This window comes from Algoriphagus sp., assembly GCF_024305035.1.
Lineage (GTDB): Bacteria > Bacteroidota > Bacteroidia > Cytophagales > Cyclobacteriaceae > Algoriphagus.
In genome coordinates this window covers 1-22,174 of sequence record NZ_JAMWZB010000035.1, presented here as the reverse complement: position 1 = coordinate 22,174, position 22,174 = coordinate 1, and the positions used below count along the sequence as shown (strand labels likewise).

General features: G+C 42.1%; 9 protein-coding genes and 1 pseudogene. 6 read left to right on the top strand and 4 right to left on the bottom strand.

Annotation, left to right across the window (positions count from 1 at the left end; genetic code table 11):
* Window positions 1-12: 12 nt before the first annotated feature.
* Window positions 13-1,326: a gluconate:H+ symporter gene (locus tag Q0L00_RS16960; RefSeq protein ID WP_297338082.1), complete on the bottom strand. Its 1,314-nt coding sequence runs from the start codon at window positions 1,324-1,326 to the stop codon at window positions 13-15.
* Window positions 1,327-1,968: 642 nt separating this feature from the next.
* On the opposite strand from Q0L00_RS16960, the pseudogene Q0L00_RS19745 reads away from it, so the two are divergent.
* The 4 genes and pseudogenes from Q0L00_RS19745 to Q0L00_RS16945 all read left to right on the top strand — a co-directional run.
* Window positions 1,969-2,217: pseudogene (locus Q0L00_RS19745) on the top strand (transposase); the annotation flags it as partial.
* 206 nt (window positions 2,218-2,423) lie between these two features.
* Window positions 2,424-3,617 carry a DUF4105 domain-containing protein gene (locus Q0L00_RS16955; RefSeq protein ID WP_297338081.1) on the top strand — a complete coding sequence of 398 codons (1,194 nt, stop codon included), beginning with the start codon at window positions 2,424-2,426 and terminating at the stop codon, window positions 3,615-3,617.
* A 59-nt stretch (window positions 3,618-3,676) separates the two neighbouring features.
* On the top strand, window positions 3,677-5,719 hold the full coding sequence (uvrB, locus tag Q0L00_RS16950) for an excinuclease ABC subunit UvrB (RefSeq protein WP_297338080.1): 2,043 nt from the start codon (window positions 3,677-3,679) through the stop codon (window positions 5,717-5,719).
* 7 nt (window positions 5,720-5,726) lie between these two features.
* Complete coding sequence (locus Q0L00_RS16945) at window positions 5,727-6,371, top strand: ATP-binding protein (RefSeq protein WP_297338079.1); 645 nt, start codon at window positions 5,727-5,729, stop codon at window positions 6,369-6,371.
* Here the strand turns inward: Q0L00_RS16945 and Q0L00_RS16940 are convergent.
* A complete protein-coding gene (locus Q0L00_RS16940) occupies window positions 6,346-7,269 on the bottom strand; it encodes a pyridoxal-phosphate dependent enzyme (RefSeq protein ID WP_297338078.1) in 924 nt (307 codons plus the stop codon). The two genes, Q0L00_RS16945 and Q0L00_RS16940, sit on opposite strands and share 26 nt — an antisense overlap.
* A 52-nt stretch (window positions 7,270-7,321) precedes the next feature.
* Here Q0L00_RS16940 and Q0L00_RS16935 point away from each other — a divergent pair, with 52 nt between their 5' ends.
* Window positions 7,322-8,359, top strand: coding sequence for an RluA family pseudouridine synthase (locus Q0L00_RS16935; RefSeq protein WP_297338077.1), 1,038 nt, complete (start codon window positions 7,322-7,324; stop codon window positions 8,357-8,359).
* Window positions 8,360-9,379: 1,020 nt separating this feature from the next.
* Window positions 9,380-13,729: a hypothetical protein gene (locus Q0L00_RS16930; protein ID WP_297338076.1), complete on the top strand. Its 4,350-nt coding sequence runs from the start codon at window positions 9,380-9,382 to the stop codon at window positions 13,727-13,729.
* A gap of 41 nt (window positions 13,730-13,770) precedes the next feature.
* On the opposite strand, the gene Q0L00_RS16925 is transcribed toward Q0L00_RS16930, so the two are convergent.
* Both Q0L00_RS16925 and Q0L00_RS16920 read right to left on the bottom strand, forming a co-directional pair.
* Window positions 13,771-20,283 (bottom strand): glycine-rich domain-containing protein, encoded by a 6,513-nt coding sequence (locus Q0L00_RS16925; RefSeq protein ID WP_297338075.1) that lies wholly within the window; start codon window positions 20,281-20,283, stop codon window positions 13,771-13,773.
* A gap of 485 nt (window positions 20,284-20,768) precedes the next feature.
* On the bottom strand, window positions 20,769-22,076 hold the full coding sequence (locus tag Q0L00_RS16920) for a T9SS type A sorting domain-containing protein (protein WP_297338074.1): 1,308 nt from the start codon (window positions 22,074-22,076) through the stop codon (window positions 20,769-20,771).
* Between the last annotated feature and the right edge of the window lie 98 nt (window positions 22,077-22,174).

Genomic DNA, 22,174 nt, shown 5'->3' with positions numbered 1-22,174 from the left:
AAGAAAATCGGTTTAAATAAAGATATCTAAAATCAACACGCCAATCAAGCCGACTACGGCGACCAATGTTTCCATAACCGACCAGGTTTTGATCGTGTCTTTAATGCTCACATTGAAAAATTCCTTATACATCCAAAATCCGGCATCGTTGAAATGTGAAAACATCAAACTTCCCGCCCCAATGGACAAAACCAAAAGATTGGGATCTACATTCATGGTCGTGACTAGAGGAGCGATGATACCTGCTGTGGTCAATCCTGCCACCGTGGCCGATCCTACACAGACTCGGATGATGGCTGTAATGGTCCAAGCCAAAACGAGCGGATGAACATCCCATGTTTTTAGCCCCTCTGCAATGGTCAGACTTACTCCTGTATCGGTGAAAATTTGCTTTAATGCTCCAGCTCCGGCTACGATCAGAAGAATCATGGCAATATCTTTGGTCGCATCCGTGTAGCGATCCATGAGTTCTTTCATTTTAAACCCGCGTAATAAACCGAGCGAGAAGGTGGCATAGAGTACCGACACGATCATCACTACGCCAGGATTGGAAATAAATTTCACCAGGGGACCAAAGGTCATATCTTCTCCTGCCTGTAAGTTCAATGCGGTGGTTCCTACCAATAAGAAAACGGGCAAAAGGGCAGTGAAAAGACTGTTGCCAATTCCGGGTAATTCTTCCTCAGGCTTGATTTCGGCTTGAAAAGTTTTCAGAGGATTGGCTTTTACGTTTTTTAGAAATTTAGCATAGAGCGGTCCTGCAATAATCACGGTCGGAATTGTTACCAAGAACCCATAAAATAGCGTTAATCCCATATTGGCACCGAACTGAGAAACCAAGGCGGCAGGAGAAGGGTGTGGAGGTAAAAAACCATGCGTCACCGAAAGGGCTGCCAAGAGGGGAATACCGACGTAAACAGCAGATATTCGGTACTGGTAGGCAACCGTGAAGGCCAAGGGAACCAGCAAAACAAAGCCCACATTGTAAAATAAGGGAATGCCCACAATAAGCCCTGTCAAAGCCATCGCCCAGGTAATCCGTTTCTCTCCAAAAATTTTCATCAGGAAAGCTGCGATCCGTTGTGCGCCGCCACTTTCAGCCACCAACTTTCCTAGCATGGCACCCATGACAATCACAATTACCAAGTCTCCGAGTAGGTCTCCCATACCCTTTTGAACCGAACCTGCAATCTGATCTGGGGGGAGTCCCAGCAAAAAGCCTGCGGTAATGGAGGAAATCAAGAAGGCCAAAAAGGGATTGAGTTTGGCCCAAACGATCAAAATGACCAGTAAAGCAATACTGATCAATACAAGGAAAAGGGTCATAGGCTGAGATTGGGTTTATGGGCTAAGATAAAAAATTTGGAGGATTGACTCGGCCGCCTGTGATAATTTTATCCATCTTGGTGATTAGTGGTAAATTCATCGGATTACCTGAGCTTTTAATGGATGGGTGAATCAAGGAGAAAAGCTGGGGTATGCCTTGTCTTGGGAGAATTTGATCAGATCACCATTTTTCTTGAAAATTTTGTCTGTCGTACAGGTTTAGAATTTATACGTGAAGAGGGTTTTTTGCTCTAGTCCCAAAAAATAAACTTCCACTTGAACCGTTGAGTGAAGATTATTGAAAACAGCAAATGGAGTTCCGTTGAACCCTCACTCTCCCCTCACCAAACAAGGAGCCTCCAATTTTCTCCAGAAGAGGGCATCTGATAGAGATCATCCATCTGTAGCTTGAGTTTCGAATAAATAAAGGGATAATCGGAAGTCCTTAGCTGCAAATCGAAGAAACCTGGACAACCATCTTCTTTGAAAAGAGCTCATACATAAGGAATAGGAGTTCTCAAAATTGTATGCGAAGACTTGAACATGAAAGGGATGATTAATAATCACAAACTATCCAAACCTATTGCAGATGCAAGTTGGGGAAACTTGGTTACCTTTCTTCAATAGAACTGTGATGGGTATGGGAAAGAACTGGTACAAGTCAATCGTTTCTACCCTTCATCAAAAACTTGTGGAGACTGTGGTTGGATAAATGAAGAATTAAAACTTTCAGATAGAGGATGGACTGGTAACTCTTGTGGAGCAATACACCACAGAGATGTAAATTCGAGTAAAAATATGCTCAAAGAAGGTTTCGAAATTTTGGGCAGAGACTGTCCAATACGAAGGTGGAGAGGAAATCAGACGTTAGCACTAACGTACACGCGATGAAACCCGAAGCCTAGTTGTCTTTAGCAAATGGGTAGTTCACGAAGTAGCCTGTTTCAAAAGGTAGACCGAGGCCAGAAAGCATAGATTTTAATCTTTTTGCCGACAATATCCTGTATATTCGGCTTCTAAAAAGTGCCAAACGGATGACTATTTTGCCACTTAGAACTACCGTGATTTCGTTTAAAAAGGAGTAATTATTTAGGAAGATGGGATTGAAATTTAAAATTTCGTTAATTCTTATTTTGGGGATATTCACCAGTTTGGTCTCGGCTAAAGCCCAAACTTACCGAATCAGCCTTTTAACCTGCGATCCGGGGGAGGATTTGTATATGGCTTTTGGGCACAGTGCGATTCGGGTCTTAGACTCTGCAAAAGGGACCGATTATGTTTTTAACTACGGTACATTCAATTTTAATACCCCCAATTTTTATGGAAAATTTGCTGGAGGAAAGCTCGATTATATGCTTTCGGTGTCTTCCTATGCAGATTTTGTGGCTACTTATCATGCCGAGCAAAGAGGTATTCGGGAGCAGGTACTCAACCTGTCTGTGGACCAGCAGCAACAAATGGTGGAGTTTCTCCAGGTTAATTACTTACCGGAAAGGAGGTATTATCGCTACGATTTTTTCTTCGATAATTGCGCCACTCGAATCCGGGATGCCTTGGACTTGGTCTTGGGTGATCAGCTTGTCTGGAATGATCAGGAGGTGAATAACCGGGAGCGGACCTTTAGAGAATTGATTGATGAGTATGTGCTGCGGATTCCCTGGGCGGATTTGGGGATTGATTTGGCTCTGGGAGCGGTCATCGATCGGGATGCCAATCCGGAAGAAGAACAATTTTTGCCCGACTACATGGAGGCCGCTTTTGCCCGGGCAGTCATAGAGGGAGATGGGCCTTCCAGACCTTTGGTTAAAGAGACCCAAGTAATTCTTGAATTTCCCAAGCCAGAGGAAGGACTTCCAGCGATCAATCCTTACTGGATTTTTTGGTTGGTGGCGATCGCTTTTACAGGGATTACTTGGATAGGGTTTAAACAAAAGCGTTTATGGGTTGGCTTTGATATCGGCTTGTTTGCCTTTTTGGGAATTCTCGGGATCATTGTCATGTTGCTTTGGTTTGCCACTGAGCATAGTGCGACCAAGTGGAACTGGAATAGCCTTTGGGCTTTCCCAGGGCATTTGTTTTTAGCGTATGGCTTAGCTACTAAAAAGTTGAAAAGTTGGGTACGTCCCTATCTCTTGTTTGCCTTGATCATGGCGGATGCGGCTGTGGTTTTCTGGATACTGGGCTGGCAATCCTTCCATCCCAGTTTGATCCCGTTGATGCTGGTCATTATTCTGCGAACCAATTATTTGTACTATAATATCGAAAAGTACAAAACGCTGGCCCGAGCCTGATTTTCAATTTTAAAACTATTGCTACCCCTTTTGATGTTGGGATAGTCGGAGCATATATTATGGAATTCAAACTGACATCAGATTATCAACCTACCGGAGACCAACCGCAGGCGATCCGCGAACTCACTACCGGCGTAGGTAATGGCGAAAAGTCACAGGTTTTACTAGGGGTGACCGGTTCGGGAAAAACCTTTACAGTGGCTAATGTTATCCAACAGGTGCAAAAGCCCACCCTGGTTTTGAGTCACAATAAAACGCTTGCCGCACAGCTGTATGGAGAGTTCAAGCAGTTTTTTCCCGAAAATGCAGTCGAGTATTTTATTTCCTATTACGACTATTATCAGCCAGAGGCCTTTATTCCAAGTTCGGGGACCTATATTGAAAAAGATCTTTCCATCAATGAGGAAATTGAAAAACTGCGGTTAAGTGCCACTTCAGCCTTGCTAACCGGTCGCAGGGATGTGATTGTGGTGGCATCGGTTTCTTGTATTTATGGTATCGGAAATCCGGAAGAATTCGCAAAAAATGTAATTCGTTTACAGGAGGGGGATCGTATTCCCCGAAATCAATTGCTTTTTAAGCTTGTGGATATTTTGTATGCGCGAACGCATCAGGTCTTGACTCATGGGACCTTTCGGGTCAAGGGTGATACGGTGGATATCTTTGTGGCTTATGCGGATTGGGGATATCGGATTTTCTTTTGGGGAGATGAAATTGAAGCGATACAGCGGATAGATCCTGCTACAGGAAAGAAATTGAATGACGAAAAAATCATTTCAATTTTTCCTGCCAACCTCTTTGTGACTGGAAGAGATACCATTAGCACTGCCATCAAAGAAATACAAGATGATATGGTAGCTCAGGTCAATTTTTTTGAGAAAGAAGGGAAATTTATGGAAGCTAAACGCCTTCAGGAGCGAACCGAATTTGATTTGGAAATGATCCGGGAATTAGGCTATTGTTCGGGCGTAGAAAATTATTCCCGCTATTTTGACCGAAGGCAGCCCGGTATGCGCCCTTTCTGTTTGTTGGATTATTTTCCCGATGATTTTTTGATGGTCATTGACGAAAGCCATGTAACTGTGCCTCAGGTTCGGGCCATGTGGGGAGGGGATCGATCCCGAAAAGTTAATTTAGTAGATTTTGGATTTCGATTACCCTCGGCTTTGGACAATCGACCGCTGAAATTTGATGAATTTGAGGACTTGACCAATCAGGTAATTTATGTTTCAGCTACTCCGGCAGATTATGAATTGGGCTTGACCGAGGGCGTAGTAGTAGAGCAGATTATTCGTCCAACCGGGCTTTTGGATCCAACCATTGAGGTAAGACCCAGTCAAAATCAAATTGATGATCTTTTGGAAGAAATCGATCAGACCATTCAGACTGATGCCCGGGTATTGGTGACTACCTTGACCAAACGAATGGCAGAAGAACTCCAAAAATATTTGGAACGGGCTGGAGTAAAATCCCGATACATTCACTCGGAGGTTAAAACCCTGGATCGGGTTGAAATTCTCCGGGAATTGCGATTGGGTGTATTTGATGTGCTAGTGGGGGTAAATTTATTGAGAGAGGGGTTGGATCTACCAGAGGTTTCTTTGGTGGCCATACTTGATGCAGACAAGGAGGGCTTTTTGAGAAATGAACGAAGCTTGGTCCAGACTATTGGTCGGGCTGCTCGAAACTCGGAAGGTCGCGTGATCATGTATGCGGATAAAATTACAGATTCCATGCAGATGGCCATTGACGAAACCAAGCGTCGGCGAGCTTTGCAAATCGCCTATAACGAGAAACACGGAATAACTCCTACCACCGTCATCAAATCTCGGGATAAAATTATGGGCCAAACTAAAGTGGCTGATTCCAAAAAGAATGCTAAGGCTTACGCCGAACCCATGCCGGGTGAGGCTGCTATGGCTGCTGATCCGGTAATTAAATTTTTGAGTACGGATAAACTTGAAAAGTTAATTGCCCAAACGCAAAAGCAGATGGAAAAAGCGGCAAAAGAGCTGAACTTCATGGAAGCTGCACGGCTTCGCGATGAATGGCAAGCTCAGAAAGCCCGATTGGAAGAATTGAAAAGAGGTCCGGGAAACTAAGCCAGCAATGACACTTCAAGAAATAAAGAATCTTGCCATAAAAGGAGAAGGTTTGACATTGGAATTCAAGAAGAAGATCGCCTTCCCCGAAAAGGTGGTCAAGGAACTTGTGGCCTTGGCAAATACTGCTGGAGGAACCTTGTTGGTAGGGGTGGATGATGATGGGACAGTAAGTGGTCAGCGGTTTATCGAAGAGGAGATTTTTGTTTTGCAAAAAGCCATTCGGGAATTGATTTTTCCGCCTTTGGATTATGAGGTGATTTCTGTAAAACTCAATGAGAAAAAGGGGGTTGCTGCATTTCTGATTCCTCAGAGTAAAGTCAGACCCCACTACCTTCTTGAAAAGCAGCGGAAGCAAGCCTTTGTGCGTGTGGCTGATCGAAGTGTACAGGCGAGCAAAGAAGTCTGGGAAATTTTAAAACGAGGAAGAAATCCGAAAGATACGGTATTCACTTATGGAAAAAAGGAAGAAATCCTGATGAAAAGTCTAGGTGAAAAAGATAGGATTACGATGAAAGAATATGCCCGATTAGCCAAGCTTCCATATTTTTTGGCGAGTAAAACTCTTGTTCGTTTAGTTTTAGCAAATGTGCTACAGATCCACCCCCAGGAATCTGAAGATTATTTTACCCTGAAAGAGGGGGGAGCTTAATCCCAGTTCGTTCGGTAAAGCCGGCGTTTCCTTGTAAGCCACCCGTGTGAATACTTAGAATTTTTGTTCCTTTTGCAAATACGCCTTTTTCAATCTTATCCCAAATGCCAAAAAAATGCTTCCCCGTATAGATGGGATCCAGCGGAATACCAAATGACTCATAAAACCACCAGATAAACTCAATCAATGGCTGCCGATAGTTGGCATAACCTCCAAAATGATAGCCTGTTTCAATTTCCAATTCTCCTTTAATTGAAATATTGAATTTTTCTAAAAGCAAGCGAATTTCAGTATGAATGAACTCGCCTTTCAGGGCAGAAAATCCCAACAACTTTTGAGTTGAATTCAAAGATTTTACCAGACCGGCAACTGTTCCACCCGTGCCTATTGAAACGGTCACCGCATTAAATTTCTTGTCTTCCTCCTCCAAAATCTCAGCAGTACCCATAACGGCCAGGTTATTGGTGCCTCCCTCGGGAATCAGGTAATACTCCCCAAATTGGTCACTCAACTCTTGTAGGACCTCGGGTGAAGTTTTTTTCTGATAATCCGTCCTATTCAAGTAGTGAAGTCTCATGCCCTTTTGTCGGGCAGCTTCCAAAGTGGGGTTTAGGGGTAAAGTTTCTTCCCCACGAATTACCCCGATCGATTTGAGGTTTAGTGCATTTGCAGCTGTAGCGGTGGCCTGAATATGATTCGAATACGCCCCACCAAAAGTTAAAATGGGGATCGAAGGATTTTTTTGAGCTTGGATAAGATTGTTTTTAAGCTTGAAAAATTTATTTCCGGATACACCTGGGTGTACCTGGTCCAATCGCTTGACAGCCCATTCCACACCCATTTTCTCCAAAATGGGATGATCCAAGATTTGATTAGTGATGGGATTGGCGACTAACATGGGAATTGTTCTAGAATAGTAAAGTTAAGGTAGATCCTTGTAATTTTGCCCTATGAATAAACTGGGAGAAGAAGATTATGATGAAGAGGAAGTGGAGCTTTACGAACACTATCGGCTGGTAGTAGACAAAGGCCAGACTGCCACTCGGATTGATAAATTTATTACTGACAAAATCGCTAATGCTTCAAGGAATAAAGTGCAGCAATCCATTGATGCAGGAACGATTATGGTCAATGGCCAAGCGACTAAAGCTAATTATAAAATCAAACCCAACGACGAAATCAAAATCATGTTGACTATGCCTCCTAGAGAAACGGAGGTATTGGCAGAGAATATACCCCTGGATATTTTTTATGAAGACGGGGACTTAATGGTGGTAAACAAGCCCCCCGGAATGGTTGTTCACCCAGCCCATGGCAATTGGACGGGAACTTTGGTCAATGGCTTGGTCTACCATTTTAATCATTTACCGGAAATGAAGGGAAATGCCGGTCGACCCGGATTGGTGCATCGGATTGATAAGGATACCTCCGGGCTTTTGGTAATTGCCAAAAATGAGGAGGCCATGACTCATTTGGCTGCTCAATTTTTTCATCATACCATTGAGCGAACCTATTATGCCCTAGTTTGGGGAGAGCCGGAAGAAGATCAGGGTACGGTCATCGGGCATATTGGAAGAAGTGCCAAAGACCGAAAAGTGATGGATGTTTTTCCGGATGGCTCACAAGGTAAACATGCGGTTACCCATTGGAAAGTACTCAAGCGGCTTCGCTATGTGACTTTGATTCAGTGTAATTTGGAAACCGGCCGCACTCATCAGATCCGGGCACATATGAAGTTTATCGGTCATCCCCTGTTCAATGATGCCATGTATGGGGGAGATAAAATCCGAAAAGGAACCCAATTCTCTAAATACAAGGCATTTGTTCAAAACTGTTTTGAGCTTATGCCCAGACAGGCTTTGCATGCCAAATCCCTGGGATTCATTCACCCCAAAACCCAAGAGAAACTGATTTTTGATTCAGAGCTTCCTGAAGATTTTCAGCAGGTACTTGAAAAATGGGAAGGGTATGTGGTTACCAATGACTAGCCTTTATCGGTTTAATTATTAAGAAAAACCTAAAATAAGTCCAAAATTTTTTTGAAAAATTATATGATTCCAAAAATATTAATGATTTGTCAATTCTAAAGAATATTTCCTATCAAAATTGACGATTAATTAAATTTCAATCGATTTCGTTAATTATAATGTAAAAATTTAGATTAATTCTTGAATAATTTGTAAAAAAGAATCTCTTCCTTGTATATTTGAATCATCAAGGTAGCAAACAGAAGGTGAGCCAACCGGATTTAAACACAATACTGTAGGATGTTGAAATTGGCAGACAAGCCCTCCTGTCTCGGGGGTGGAGACCAGTGGATAAAGCATTTTAGCGAGCTCGTAAATTTGCCTAACTACTCCGTGGAGGTTCGAATCCTTCTCCTACAGCAGGTTATTTTGGGTTTATTGTTAATTGACTAAAACCATGAAATTTTGTTTCATGGTTTTTTTTATGCCTTATTTTCTCGGTTGCCATTTTCTTAATTGAACGAATATATTTTAGCTTTCAAATAGCGTATTTCTAATTAAAAGTTGTTTTTGATAAAAATACTGTAAAAAATAATCTATTTCTTTGTCAAAATTTTAAAAAACAAATGGTTTTGCTAATTTTGAATCAATGAATGAGGCAAGGGCTTTGAATAAAAGAAATTGATCTCAAACCTATTAAACAAGCTTTCGTATGGAAAGCTATAAATTTTGAGCGGCGAATTAAGCATTGGAGACGAGCTGATTTTTGGTTCGTAAGTTAATTTGTCGCTTTGTTTTGGAATTAAATCCTTGGCTTTTAAAGCTATATACTGTAGGATGTTGAAATTGGCAGACAAGCCCTCCTGTCTCGGGGGTGGAGTACCGATTCCTATCGGTGGGAAAAAGCGTAGTACAAACCGGACTATTGCCTAACTACTCCGTGGAGGTTCGAATCCTTCTCCTACAGCCTAAAGAGCAGCATCTCGATGCTGCTCTTCTTTTATCTGGAGTATTTAGTTATTTTACACCAAATTTACTCCGATGATTCGACGCATCAAGGCAAAACTATCCAAGCATCCCAAACGGAAAAAATTTGTCCGGATTTTCACCATTACCTTTCTGGGAATCCTTTTTTTGGAGTTTTTGGTTTATTTCGGCTCCAATTTTTTTCTGGTTAATTGGACTAGGAGTAAAATCAATGAATCAACTGGGGGTGTTTACGAAGTAGATTTTAATCGACTCAATTTTTCTCTTTTAAGAAGAGGTGTATTTCTCAATGGAATAGTGATGAGGCCCATAGCGGGTCACCGAGTCAGTAATGACCAGGTCGTTTTTGATTTTACCTTAGATGAGATCGCCGTGCTGGATATTTGGTACGATTGGTCGGATAAGATTTTTCGGGTAGGCAAAATCGAACTTGATAATCCCGATTTGGGGCTGATTTTGCCCAAGCAGGAGAAAGCGCAGTCCGATTCTTCCTCCGGATTTGATAAACGCTCCCCTGTGAAGGAGTTAGAAGAGGAAATTCAGAAAAGTATACAGCGCATTCCCTTCGGAGGACTAGTAATTGAAGCAATAGAGATTAAACATGCCGATTTGTTCTTTCTTAATTTTCTTAGCCAGAAATCACTAAAAGCTCAAAATAGCAAAGTGATCATTGAGAATGTGGACTGGACAACGGGAACCAATTGGGATACTCCGTTTAACGCAGAAGGGTTTGAGTTTGACTTGGAACAAGTCGAATTTCCTTTATCCGATGAGGTCCATGTCATCCTTGCCGATAAAGTTCAAGTGAGTTCCCTTGAAAATCTAATTGATATTCAGGGTTTTCGGCTTAGTCCAAATCGAGATATGCCTAGTCGCTCTTATTATGATCTAAAGCTTGAGGAATTGAGGGTGAATAATTTTGATCTCAATCAGGCATTTATGACCTCCGAAGTTCAGATTGAAGAGATTGTACTCAATGACCCAGAATTTCAGATGACGAATTTTCCCAGGGAATTAATGGAGGAGGAGGTAAAGGGTGAGGGTGATTTAAACTCCTTGATTGATGGGATATTAAAGTCTTTTTCCATTCGAGAGTTTTCAGTTAATAATGGTCGGTTTTCTTCACTGGATCCAGAGGATAGTTTGCGCAATAGAATCGAAATCACCGACGTGGATTTTAAAATGGCTGAATTTTACTTGGGTTGGGATGCCTCGAAACGAAAGAACCAATTTTTTTATGGCAAGGATGCAGCGATGGAGTTGGAGGACTTTACGCTGAATTTGGCAGATGGCGTTCATGTGATTCATGGAGATAAGGTTTCTGTTTCCTCATTTTTGGATCAAATAGAAGTAGAGGGATTTCAGATATCGCCTATTTTGGATGAGGGAGACAGCAGTGTAAGACAGGTCATTAGTCTTTCTTTGCCTACGCTTCAATTGGATGAAGCCAACCTAAAAAAGCTTTACAATGAGGCTATTTTAGATGTAGATCTTCTGGAAATGAACCAGCCTAAGGTGGAGTTTATCGATCGGGTAGCCCAGAAGGATAGTACGCGTAGATTTTCGGCTCAGAAACTTTTACAGGGCTACCTGGAGGAAGTGAATATTGGCTTGCTTTCCATCAATGAAGGTACGATGCAGTTCCAAAATGAAACTGGGGCTCGTAGCGACAATGTGAATTTTGAACAATTCAGTTTACAGTTAGAGGATGTTTTCCTCAGGCCAGAGTCTTCGGCGAGTATGCGGGATTTGCTATTGGCAGAGGAATTAGTTTTGAGCTTAGATCAGTACCAATTGAAGCTTCGGGATAACCTTCACTTGTTTACGGCAGATCAAATTTTGATTGACTCCAAACAGAATTTAGTGGAGGTGAAAAATTTTGAGCTGAAACCGGAAAATCCGGATCAGATTCAACAACTCTTAACAACTTACGGGAAATCAGCTACAATCGATTTGACCGTGCCGGTTTTTAAGTTGCAGGGTATAGATATCCGTGCTGCGCTGTTAGATAAAGAATTATTGATTGATTACATTTTGGTTTCCCAGCCCCATTTGATCTATGATCAATTGCGAAAGCGAAATCAGGAGAATAATCGTGAGTTTTCTGCTTCTAGCCAAGAGATTCAGGATTTGTTAGCTGATTATTTTAAGGTAGTTTCTATCGACTCCATTGGTTTTTTTCAGGGGAAAATGGATTTTACTGATATAACCGGCAGGCAGGAAGTTAGCTTCAGCGAGGAGGATCTTTCCTTGTTAGTCAGGGATTTTTATTACGATCCTGCTGAAGAGTTGGACTTGGATAGAAGCTTTTTTTCGGAGGAAATTATTCTCAACCTAGCAGGCTATTCCTTCAGTCTGGCCAAAGGAGATTATGATGTCAGTACAGGAAATGTGCAATACAACACCAAAACACAGGCAATCACCATAGATAGTCTGGTACTTAATCCTGGCCCTCAACTTGACAGCAAATTAGCTTTGTCCTTAGTTCTTCCCAAGTTGACCTTAGAAGGTTTAGATTTGGAGGATTTCCTATATGAAAATAGGCTCGATCTTTCAAAACTGACCGTGGATGGAAGTCAGATCAATTTAGATATCGAGCCTGATTTTGTACGCAAGGAAGAGAAGAGAAATCGAAGATCAGGTGCTTTTAGTCGTACCATTGATTTTCTTCGAATTCAGGAAATCTTGGCAAATGAATCGGATTTGAGGCTAACTTTTCAAATTGCTGACAAAGAGGTGGAGTCCATCCAAGCGAGGTTTGATGTTTCGGTTTCCGACTTTTTTTTGGATGAGGAAACGGAAAATGAGTTGGTTTTGGCCGAGCTTTTTGATGAGATTTCCTTAGCGGTTAATGATTTTTCATTTGCACTGCCGGACAGTTTGCATAAAATTCGGTTTTCTGAAGTGTTGATTAATAATAAAGCGGATGAAACCGTTTTTTTGGGATTGGAAATTGAGCCTGTTGATTTGGAAAATTCAAAGGGGATGGTTTTGTCAGGTAGAATTGATGAGCTCGGAATTCGGAATAACACCTTAGCTGAAATCCAACGAACTGGAAAAGTAAACTTAGAAAATATACGGCTTTCTAAGCCTGATATCCAGGTGTTTTTGGATACCCTTTCTCCACCCAATTCTTCAACTAAAACCGACCCCAAACCGAAAAATGAAGAAGCCTTTGTGCATTCTTTATTACTTCAAAATTTATTGATCTCTGATGGGAAGATTAAATTTAATCAAAAGGGAAAAGGGGCGATTCCGCGCTTGGATTTTCAGGGAATTGATTTGGAAATCAATGATTTAGATATTGATCTTTTGGATTTTTCTGCAGGCACACAAGCTAATTTTTTCTTGGATGAGGACCTGAGGTTATCGATAAGAGATTATGAGTTGATTAGCAAGGATGGAATGGAAGTTTTTCATGCCGATAAAATCTCTTTTGCCAAACGAAACGTGCTGTTTGAAGGGCTGCAGTATAAACCGACGATGGGCACTTATGAATACCTTCGAAAGAAGGGGTATCAAACCGATGCGATCAGCTTGGACTTGGCAACGGTATCAGTTGAAGCAATTGATTTGGACAAAATGATGTCAGGAGAGGGAATGGAGGCTAAGCGGATTATCGCATCGGGAATGAACCTGGATGTGCTCCGGGATAAACGAATTGCTCCAAAGGAGGGTCAAGTTAAACCAATGCCCCAGGAAATTATTCAAAATCTTCCAGTCAATCTTCGGGTGGATTCGGTTTTTCTTCAAGATGGATTTGTCCGTTATCAGGAATTTGTCACAAATTCCATGTTACCGGGCAAAGTGGAATTTGAGGAATTGGAGGCGGTGATGACTCCTTTGGCTATCAGTGAATCAGATCGATCCCATCCAATAAAGGAAAGTTATGTTTTAGCAACTGCAAAATTGATGGGTACTGGAGATTTGGGGCTTCAGGTACAAATGAGTTATGATGATCCTTATCCGATGGAGTTAACCGCTCAAATCGACACCTTTAATTTACAGCAGATTAACAACATTCTGTCAAGAGGCGCTTTTTTGCGGATTAACTCGGGCGAGGTTAAAAAGGGGGATTGGAGCTTTCGATTGGATAAACAGGAAGCCTTTGGCCGGATGGACTTTCGCTACGAGGGATTAAATGTGACTTTTTTGGATAGTGTGAGTTTGACCAAAGGAAAGGGAAAGCTGGGGATGATGACCTTTTTGGCCAATACCCTGATCAAAAATAACAACCCCAGAAAATTCTTGGGTAATGTGGTTCGTTCCGATATTTACTTAAAGCGTGACCAATCCAAATTCATTTTTAATGCTTGGTGGAAAGCAACACTTACGGGTTTAAAAGGGAGTGTGGGGCTTGGCCAACCCCAGTTGCCGGTCAGAAGGAAAGAAGAGGAGGAGTAAAAAAAGCCTAATTGAATTATTTCAATTAGGCTTTGCTCCCTTTAGTTTCGAATAATTTTTAGCTGTTGCTGCTGGTTGCCCCAAGAAAGCTGAATGATATAAATTCCAAAGTCAGTAATTTGGAGGTGTGAGTTGACCACTTCCGTCACTTCAGTTGGACTCCTTACCGTGTAGCTTTCAGAAACACCACGGATATCTGAAATTTGGACGGTAATCGGTTCATCCTTGTATGCTGAACTATTCAATAGATCAAGAGTAATTTCACTCGATCGATGACTTGGGTTTGGATATGCGACCCAAGAGCTGTTACCTGAAAGCGATGGAACAACCATGGATCGTGTATTACTATAGGAATACTCCTGGTAGAAATTGACATCTTTTAATCGATAGTAAACGATGCCTCCAGCTGCTGGAAGGTTTTGATCAATAAACTCGTATTCTGTGACTACTTCAGAGTAGCCAGCACCAGGAACTTCAGCAATCGTTTCCCAATTATTTACTCCATTGATGGAGCGTTCGATTTCAAAATGCGCATTCTCCCATTCTTTGGCAGTTGCCCAATTTAGTTTACCGGTCCTAGATTCTTCCTGATATTCTACATCGAAGTAAAGGTATTCTATGGGAAGTATGCTGAAGTTGAAGTAGGTGATGTAAACAACACCTGAACCTCCTTGGCCTCCTCCTGTAGTTCCTGCTCCGCCACCAGAACCTGTAAAGGCTGTTCCAGGATTACCTTTGCCTTGATTTGTTGCGTCTCCTCCGATCCGTATTCCATTAACTTCTCCTCCTAAACCAGGATCATTGTCATTACTATTGAAATTGTAACCAATTCCACCTCCACCAGCTCCATAGGCATAAGGAATACCTTCTATTTCAAAAATCGCCCCTTCTCCTCCGTTTCCAGCTTGGGATTGGCCAACGCCTGAACCACTACCGTCTTCTCCTATTCCACCAGCTCCGCCTCCGCCACCACCGGCACGAGCATGGTTCGCATTATTTCCTCTGCCTCCGTTACCTCCATTATTTCCTTGGCCTAGAGTTCCTGACCCTCCTATTCCTGGTATATTGTTTCCTTGATCACCATGGGCTCCGCCACCACCTGAGGCTCCATTACTGCCATTAAGGTTGCTGAATGATCCCCCTCCTCCACCACCAAGTGCAATAAGATTAATATTTATGTTACCATTTGCATCAGGGATTATACCAGTTACCGAAGTTGAGTCTCCAATATCACCTTTGTCAAACGGAGTGGAAGCCCCATCCCCACCTTTACCTACGGTGATATTGAGAGAATTACCTGCTGGGAAACCATATTGGGCATTACTGTAAACTGTAGTTGAGGCAATTCCACCGCCCCCCCCACCTCCGCCGGTTTGTCCCATACCGCCCCCTCCACCAGCACCAATAGCGTGGATGGTAAACTCGACCAAACCTTCTGGCACTTCCCATACATCATCACAAGTAAAACGAATTATGGTAGTACCACTGACGGCTCCATCATCCACTACTTCCAAGCAATCCTGATCATTGGAATCTGGACAGGAGTAAGATATGTTAACTTGACCATCTTGGCCTGGACCACCATTACCAGTTGCATATACATAACTCGAAGTCTCTGGATCTGGAAGTGAAGAGTCACGGGTAACCCACGTATCACGACCAGTGCCCGTTGCATCACCTTCTCCTACATAGATCCCAATGGCTTGACCTGGATTGACTGAGATGGTAGTTGTTTTAGTTTGACCTGCTGTACCTGCTCCTGTTGCTTGAATTGTGATCTCAAACACTCCTGCGGGAACAAAGAAAGTGGCATCTGCAGCAAATGCTGCACCGCAAACACTGAAAAATGTAGTGTTTATTGGATCTTCTGCATCCAACTCTGTAATACATCCTCCTGTGGTTTTTCTTATAGTTTGGATAGTCAATTCGTAAGCTTCAACATCCAAATTATCTAGAGGAATAGTTGCGAATGTGCCTAGTCCATTACTTACATTAAAGGGAGCAGAAGTGTACTCTGCAGGTGGGCTTATTCCATCATCCAAAATGTAGGTCACTTCATACTCTCCATTGGGTAATGAAGAAACATCACCATTAATGGTTATGCTAGCAGTTCCCCCTGTGATGGTGGCAGAAACAGAGCTAACGGAGGTTAATTGATATTCAGGGGTGACATCTATGGTTCCTGTTGCAGTTAAGCCATTAATGCAGTTGCCATTTAATGGAATGCTGTAACTATAGAATCCAGGAGTCGTAGGTATTCCCGAAAATTCAATATTTCCTGTTCCTGAGTTAAATGTGGCTGTTATTCCTGGTGGAAGTCCTGATGGTGTGCCAATACTAGTTACTCCTGTGGTAGGTTGAGAAAAACTCAAAGGAGAAGTGTCAGTTATACAAAAGCTAGGTGTTGCAACGGAGGTTGGACCAACGGTAGCAAAAGGTACTACTTCGGTAGTGGATGAGGCGGAACTGTTTGCCACACACCCGGTAGTTGAATTGGTATAACTAACTGATACAGTTTTGGAGCCTAATGTCAACCACTCCAAGGTGATACTCTCCTCTGAGGTTCCTCCAGAAATAATGGTATAGTCAGTTCCTGCGCTTCCGGGGAGGTTCCAAACATAGTCTAACTGGCCAGATTGAGTGGTATATGTGACACTACTTTGTTCACAAACCTCAAAACCAGGGAATACTGAGAAGGTTGGAACAGGTAAAGGGTCGACGGTTATAGTATTAATTTCAGGACTTGAAGCAGTACATCCTGTCGTTGAATTGATGTAATTAACGGATACATTTTTGGTCCCGTTTGTTAACCAAGTTACTTGAATCCTATTGCTTTGGTTCAAACTTGCTCCAGAAATGGATACGGTATAGTCTGTATTTTCAATACCATCAATATTCCACATATAATTATTTTGCCCACTTTCAGTCGTATAAATGACCGTATTCCCTTCACAGATAACCGGATCTGCATCAATATTGGATGTAAGTGTGGGTTCAGGGAGAGGGTCTACAGTAATGGAATTTACTGCAGGACTGCTAGCCGTACAGCCATTAGGATCGGTGTAATAAACACTTACATTTTTTAAGCCTTCGGTTAGCCAGGTTAATGTAACTGTGTGATTATTTAGACCTATTCCCCCCGCAGAAATGGTATAATCTGTCCCTTGTACTTGGCCTGGAATTTCCCAGATATAATTGCTTTGACCAGATTCAGTTGTGTAAGTTATAGAGCTGTTTTCACAAACCACAGGGTCAGCATCCACATTTGAAGATAAGGTAGGGGTAGGGAGAGGGTTTACTTTAAATGCACCTGAAATATTGGATAGGACGTTGGGACCGCATTCACTCGAAACCTTAACAAAGTAGTATAATGTACCTAACGTAGTAGGCGGGATAAAAGAATTTGAAACTTCACCTGAAAGTTCGATCACTTCTACTCCTAAGGTGTCAGCTACAGGACTGGTGTTGCTATACCATTGGTATTCTACCGCTCCCGTTCCATCAGCAATGATGGATATTGGTTCGAAGGCACTGTCTATACAGATTTCCTGAGCATCTAAATCTTCACTGGTTATCACTGAAGGTTGGGTTACAGTAAAGGCTCCTGAGACTGCCGTGGGAACGGTGCCGCAATTACTTCGACCAGTGGCATAATAATACTTAGTCCCCACCACATCACTCGGTGGGGTAAATGTTGGGTCTGTTGCTCCGCTTATCAGAGTTCCTCCCGTATTTTGAGGAATATCATTGCTATACCATTGGTAGGTAATAGTTCCCTCACCGGAAGCCAATGCCGTTTGTTCGGGGAAAGGATCACCTTGACAGACCGTATAATTATTAGAATCAGGACTATCGTCAATTACCGTTTCAGGGGGGTTGACTCGATATTCACCAGATATGATGGAAGTATCTGATGAGCAATATCCTGAAACAACTACATAGTAATATAGAATGCTCCCAATGTCTGTTGATGGCGGTGTAAACGTATTTGATGTAGCTCCTGAAATTAAAGTGCCTCCGGTATTTTGTTGATCTGTATTAACATACCATTGATAGGTGAGATCAGCTCCTTCTGCTCCTACGAACAATGGATCAAATCCATCCCCAAAACATTCTACATCATCAGATGTGTCTAGTTCTGTTGTGATTACAGTTATTGGTTCAACCGTAGCCTGCATAAATCTAGAGGTAGCTATTGGACTACAGTCACTTGTTACTTCTACGTAATAATAGGTAGTTCCAATGGCATCAGCAGGGGGGCTATAAGAGGGTTGATTTGAACCAATAGGAGTTGCTCCTGTTTTGGAGGGATTGGAATTGCTAAACCACTGATAAGAGAGTGTCCCTGTACCAGTAGCGGTAACGGAAAGCTCGGAGAAAGTATCCCCATCACATATCCGCTGATCGGCCATATTTTCAACCGTAATGGTAGAGGCAGGGTTGACCGTGATTGTTCCCTCTGCGTATAAATCATTACATCCTCCCAGTAGCGGTATAGAATAGCTATAAGGGCTATTACTATGCTCAGTTGGAGAACCCGAAATGCTTATCACATTTCCGTTCCAAGTGGCCGATACTCCAGGAGGAAGGCCATTTGCACCTGACACCCCATCATTTTCTATCCCCGTAGCTCCTGAGGTATTGAAGGTTATTTCGTTTAGTGGGGTGTCTATACAAAGGGTTTGGTCTACAGCTGTAGTAGCTAGAACAGTGTTGTCTGGAGATACTGTGATTATTCCTGAGGCAACTATATTTCCACATCCACCGGTCAGAGGAATTGAATAATTATAGGGACTTCCAGCCGTAGAGGTAGGGGTACCCGAAATAGTAATAACACCTGCATTCCAAGATGCTGAAACTCCAGGAGGAAGGCCATTTGCCCCATCAACCCCATCATTTAAAATCCCAGTTGCACCTGTGGTATTAAAAATAATATCAACCAGTGGTTCATTGATACACTGCGATTGATCTTCACTTCCAATGGGAATAGCAGTATTATTTGGAGTTACGGTAATGGTGCCGATTGCACTTGCAGAACCACAACCTCCCGCCAAAGGAATGGAATAGGTGAAAGATCCGGAAGAAATTGGAACACCTGAAATTGTGATCACTCCTGAATTCCAACTAGCAGAAACACCGGGGGGTAGACCATTTGCTCCTAAAACACCATTATTTTGTATTCCAGTGGCTCCTGTAGTATTAAAAGTAATTTCTGTTAAAGCTTCATTAATACATTGAGTTTGGTCAGAACTTCCAACAAGAGTTATAGTATTATCAGGTGTCACATTTATAGTTCCTGTCGCGTAAATTTCACCACATCCTCCAGTCAAAGGAATTGAATAATTATACGGACTAGCATTTGTAGCAGTGGGTGAACCTGAAATGGTAATCACTCCTGAATTCCAAGATGCACTTATTCCGGGGGGTAATCCATTTGCACCAGAAATCCCATCATTTGCTATTCCTGTTGCTCCTGTTGTGATATGAGTAATATTTGACAGTTGAGTATTAATACAAATGGATTGATCAGGATTTGAAGAACTAACAGTATTTGTAGGAATTACTGTTACAGAACCTGTTCTGGAAAGAATAAAAGGAGCAGAGGTGAAAATTGATAAGAATCCGGGAGTAACGTTTAAAGTATAAGTACCGCTTGTTTCTGGTGTTCCAGAAATTGTAATAGTATTAGTAGAGCTATTAAAGTTTGATGTTAACCCAGGTGGTAGATCTAGAACAGAAACAAAGGACCCAGGAGGGATTGTATAGGTAGTTGTTAAAATTGATTCATCTTCACATACGGATTGATTGTCGGTCCCCGTAGATGAGGATAAAGTAATATAAGAAATTCGAATTTGGCCATTACCTCCATTTCCTCCAGAAATATCTGTTCCGGAAGAACTGGATCTAACTCCTCCTCCTCCTCCTCCTCCAGGGAAACTGCCCATAGATCCTGGACCTTGCCCATTGGCTCCATTACCATCCTCTTTACCGTCGCCACCTTCACCTCCTCCCAAAGGAGCTAGAGCTCCATTTCGATTAGTTGCATTATTGCCATTTGCGTTAATTCCAGCCGAAGAACCACCACCACCACCATCTCCAGAAACTACATCAGCCCCATTTCCACCACTAAACCTAAAGTCTCCAAAACCGGCGCTTTCATCACCCCCAGCAACTCCTGTAGTAGAATTATCTGAAACTGAATTTCCTCCTTTTGCCATTAAGGTGGAATTATTGAAAAACCAAGTATCCTGTCCAGGTTGAAAACCTGTGGCTCCAAATCCAATACGATAGTTAATAACCTGTCCCGGTGAAACAGGTAATACACTTCGAGAATATGCTCCTCCTCCTCCCCCTGCCGCTGCACCATTTGAACCTGATCTTGCACCTCCTTTTCCTCCTCCTCCCCATACCTCCACTGTAATTGAAGTTACTTCCGAGGGTACAGTAAAAGTCCCAGAACCAGGGCTTGTTATGGTTTGTGTTTGGGCAAAAGCCTTCCAGCTGATCAATATCAGAAAAAAGAATAGGAGTAAAACTGGTAAATGTTTTTTCATCCAGTTAGCTATAAATATTTTTCAAATGCTAAAAAACGTATTTCAAAATTAAAGTTTTGCATTTCAATTTCCTAATTTTTGCCTAATAATTTGCGTAATTTCTAGCTCTAATGGTTTTAAAATCAAGGGTTAAGATTTGTTCTTAAGTGGGTGATCTTAACAAGGGCCTCTAATTTTTGTTTTTTGCTAAGAAGTTTAAATACTCTTTTTCCTGGTTTAATCATTTCTGACCTCTAATTTCTTACTGCAGAGGTACAAGAAATTTACTCCAAAGCTATTTTTTACTTTTTCTTATATATGAAATACAATTAATCTGGTCCAAACAAATTATATTTTGTAAATACTCGCTAAAGGGATTACAATCTAGCATTAAGAACATTATAAACAAATATAATTTTAAAAAAAATGAGAGCAAGAACTTGCTCTCAGAGTAAATGGGATTCTGCTTTTTGAAAGAGTGTACGAAAATTTGTTGGGACTACGCCCTATTTTCGGATCAATTTGATTACTTCAACTCCTTGCTTGGACTGGATTTCTAAAATTAGCATGCCTGGGGTGGAGCGCTGGATCTCCAAAGCTAATTTGGAGTTCAGCTCCTCAAGAGATTTAGCTGATAGGATTTGATCTTGGGCATACTTTCCAAAAATCCTTACTTGCACTTCTTCTAGTTTGGAAAAATCTTGATCATAGGGTTGGATTCTTACTTCTCCACCAAAACTTGGGTTGGGGTAAATATGCCAAAGCTTTCCGGTCTGAAAAGACGGAGGAAGGGCTTCCCGAGAAAGCTGCGAGATGTAATGCGTCCCGTCTTTTGCAATAAGCCGGACTCTGTAATAAATATTGGAGCCGGTGAGGGGGAGTAACCTGTCGGTAAAGGCGTAGGATTGAAATCCTTCGGCTTGGTTATCCGCTTTGATTTCTTTGATCTTTTCCCATCGCTCCACTCCATCAACAGATCGCTCAATTTCAACCCATTCGGTATTTTTTTCGGTTAGTATCGCCCATTCTAGTAACACAGATCGATCTTCCTCTAAGAATTGAGTTTGAAAATAAGCTAACTCTATGGGTAAAACTCGACCATTCAGGATTTCACAAAGGGAGAGAAGCTGGATTTCGTTAGTCCAAGAAATATTCCCCGATTTTCCAGGAATCGGGGGATCAGTATTTTCATAAAGTTCACGTTCATCACCCGTCCAGCCATCTATCACCAGCCCGCCTGATGCTACTTTAATATCTGCATCTCCAAAATTCAGTTCCGCGTCAGGGCCTTGCAAATCAATGATGACATTGCTAAACGTAAAATCATTTCGATCTGCATTGCCATTGATATTCCGTTGATCAAAAACGATGGAGCCGCCATCCTCTACGCAAATTCGGAGATTCGAAAGTTCAGTGATGTAGACCATTTGTAAGACCGATCCTGATCCAACGACAATGCATCCATCACTTATCGTAAATCCAGGATCGTCTCCATTATTACCACGATCAAGAGTGAGATCAGCCCCGTTCGAAAGGATGATTCCACCCAGATTGAAATTGGAAGCTGTCCAGGTGTAGTTTTGGTTGTTGCCAGAAAATTTTGCGATTTGGCCAGTAGAAAAATTGCCAGAACCCGACCATCGGGAAACATTTAATCCTCCACTCGGGTTGCTTCCATCATTCAAAGAGGTTACACTGGAAGTATACGTTCGCGGGCTTCCGCATTCGGCACATTGTGCCCAAAGGGAGTTTTCCATGCATAGCCAAGCCAAGAGGCCTAACAAAATGCCCTTGTTCACTATATTTTTTGTCAAGGATGCTGATTGATTGGGTGATCAATAACACAGCTCTAAAAAATTTATATGTGTATCCGTTTGACTGCACGTAGCCAAATAAAGACAATTTGTGTCAA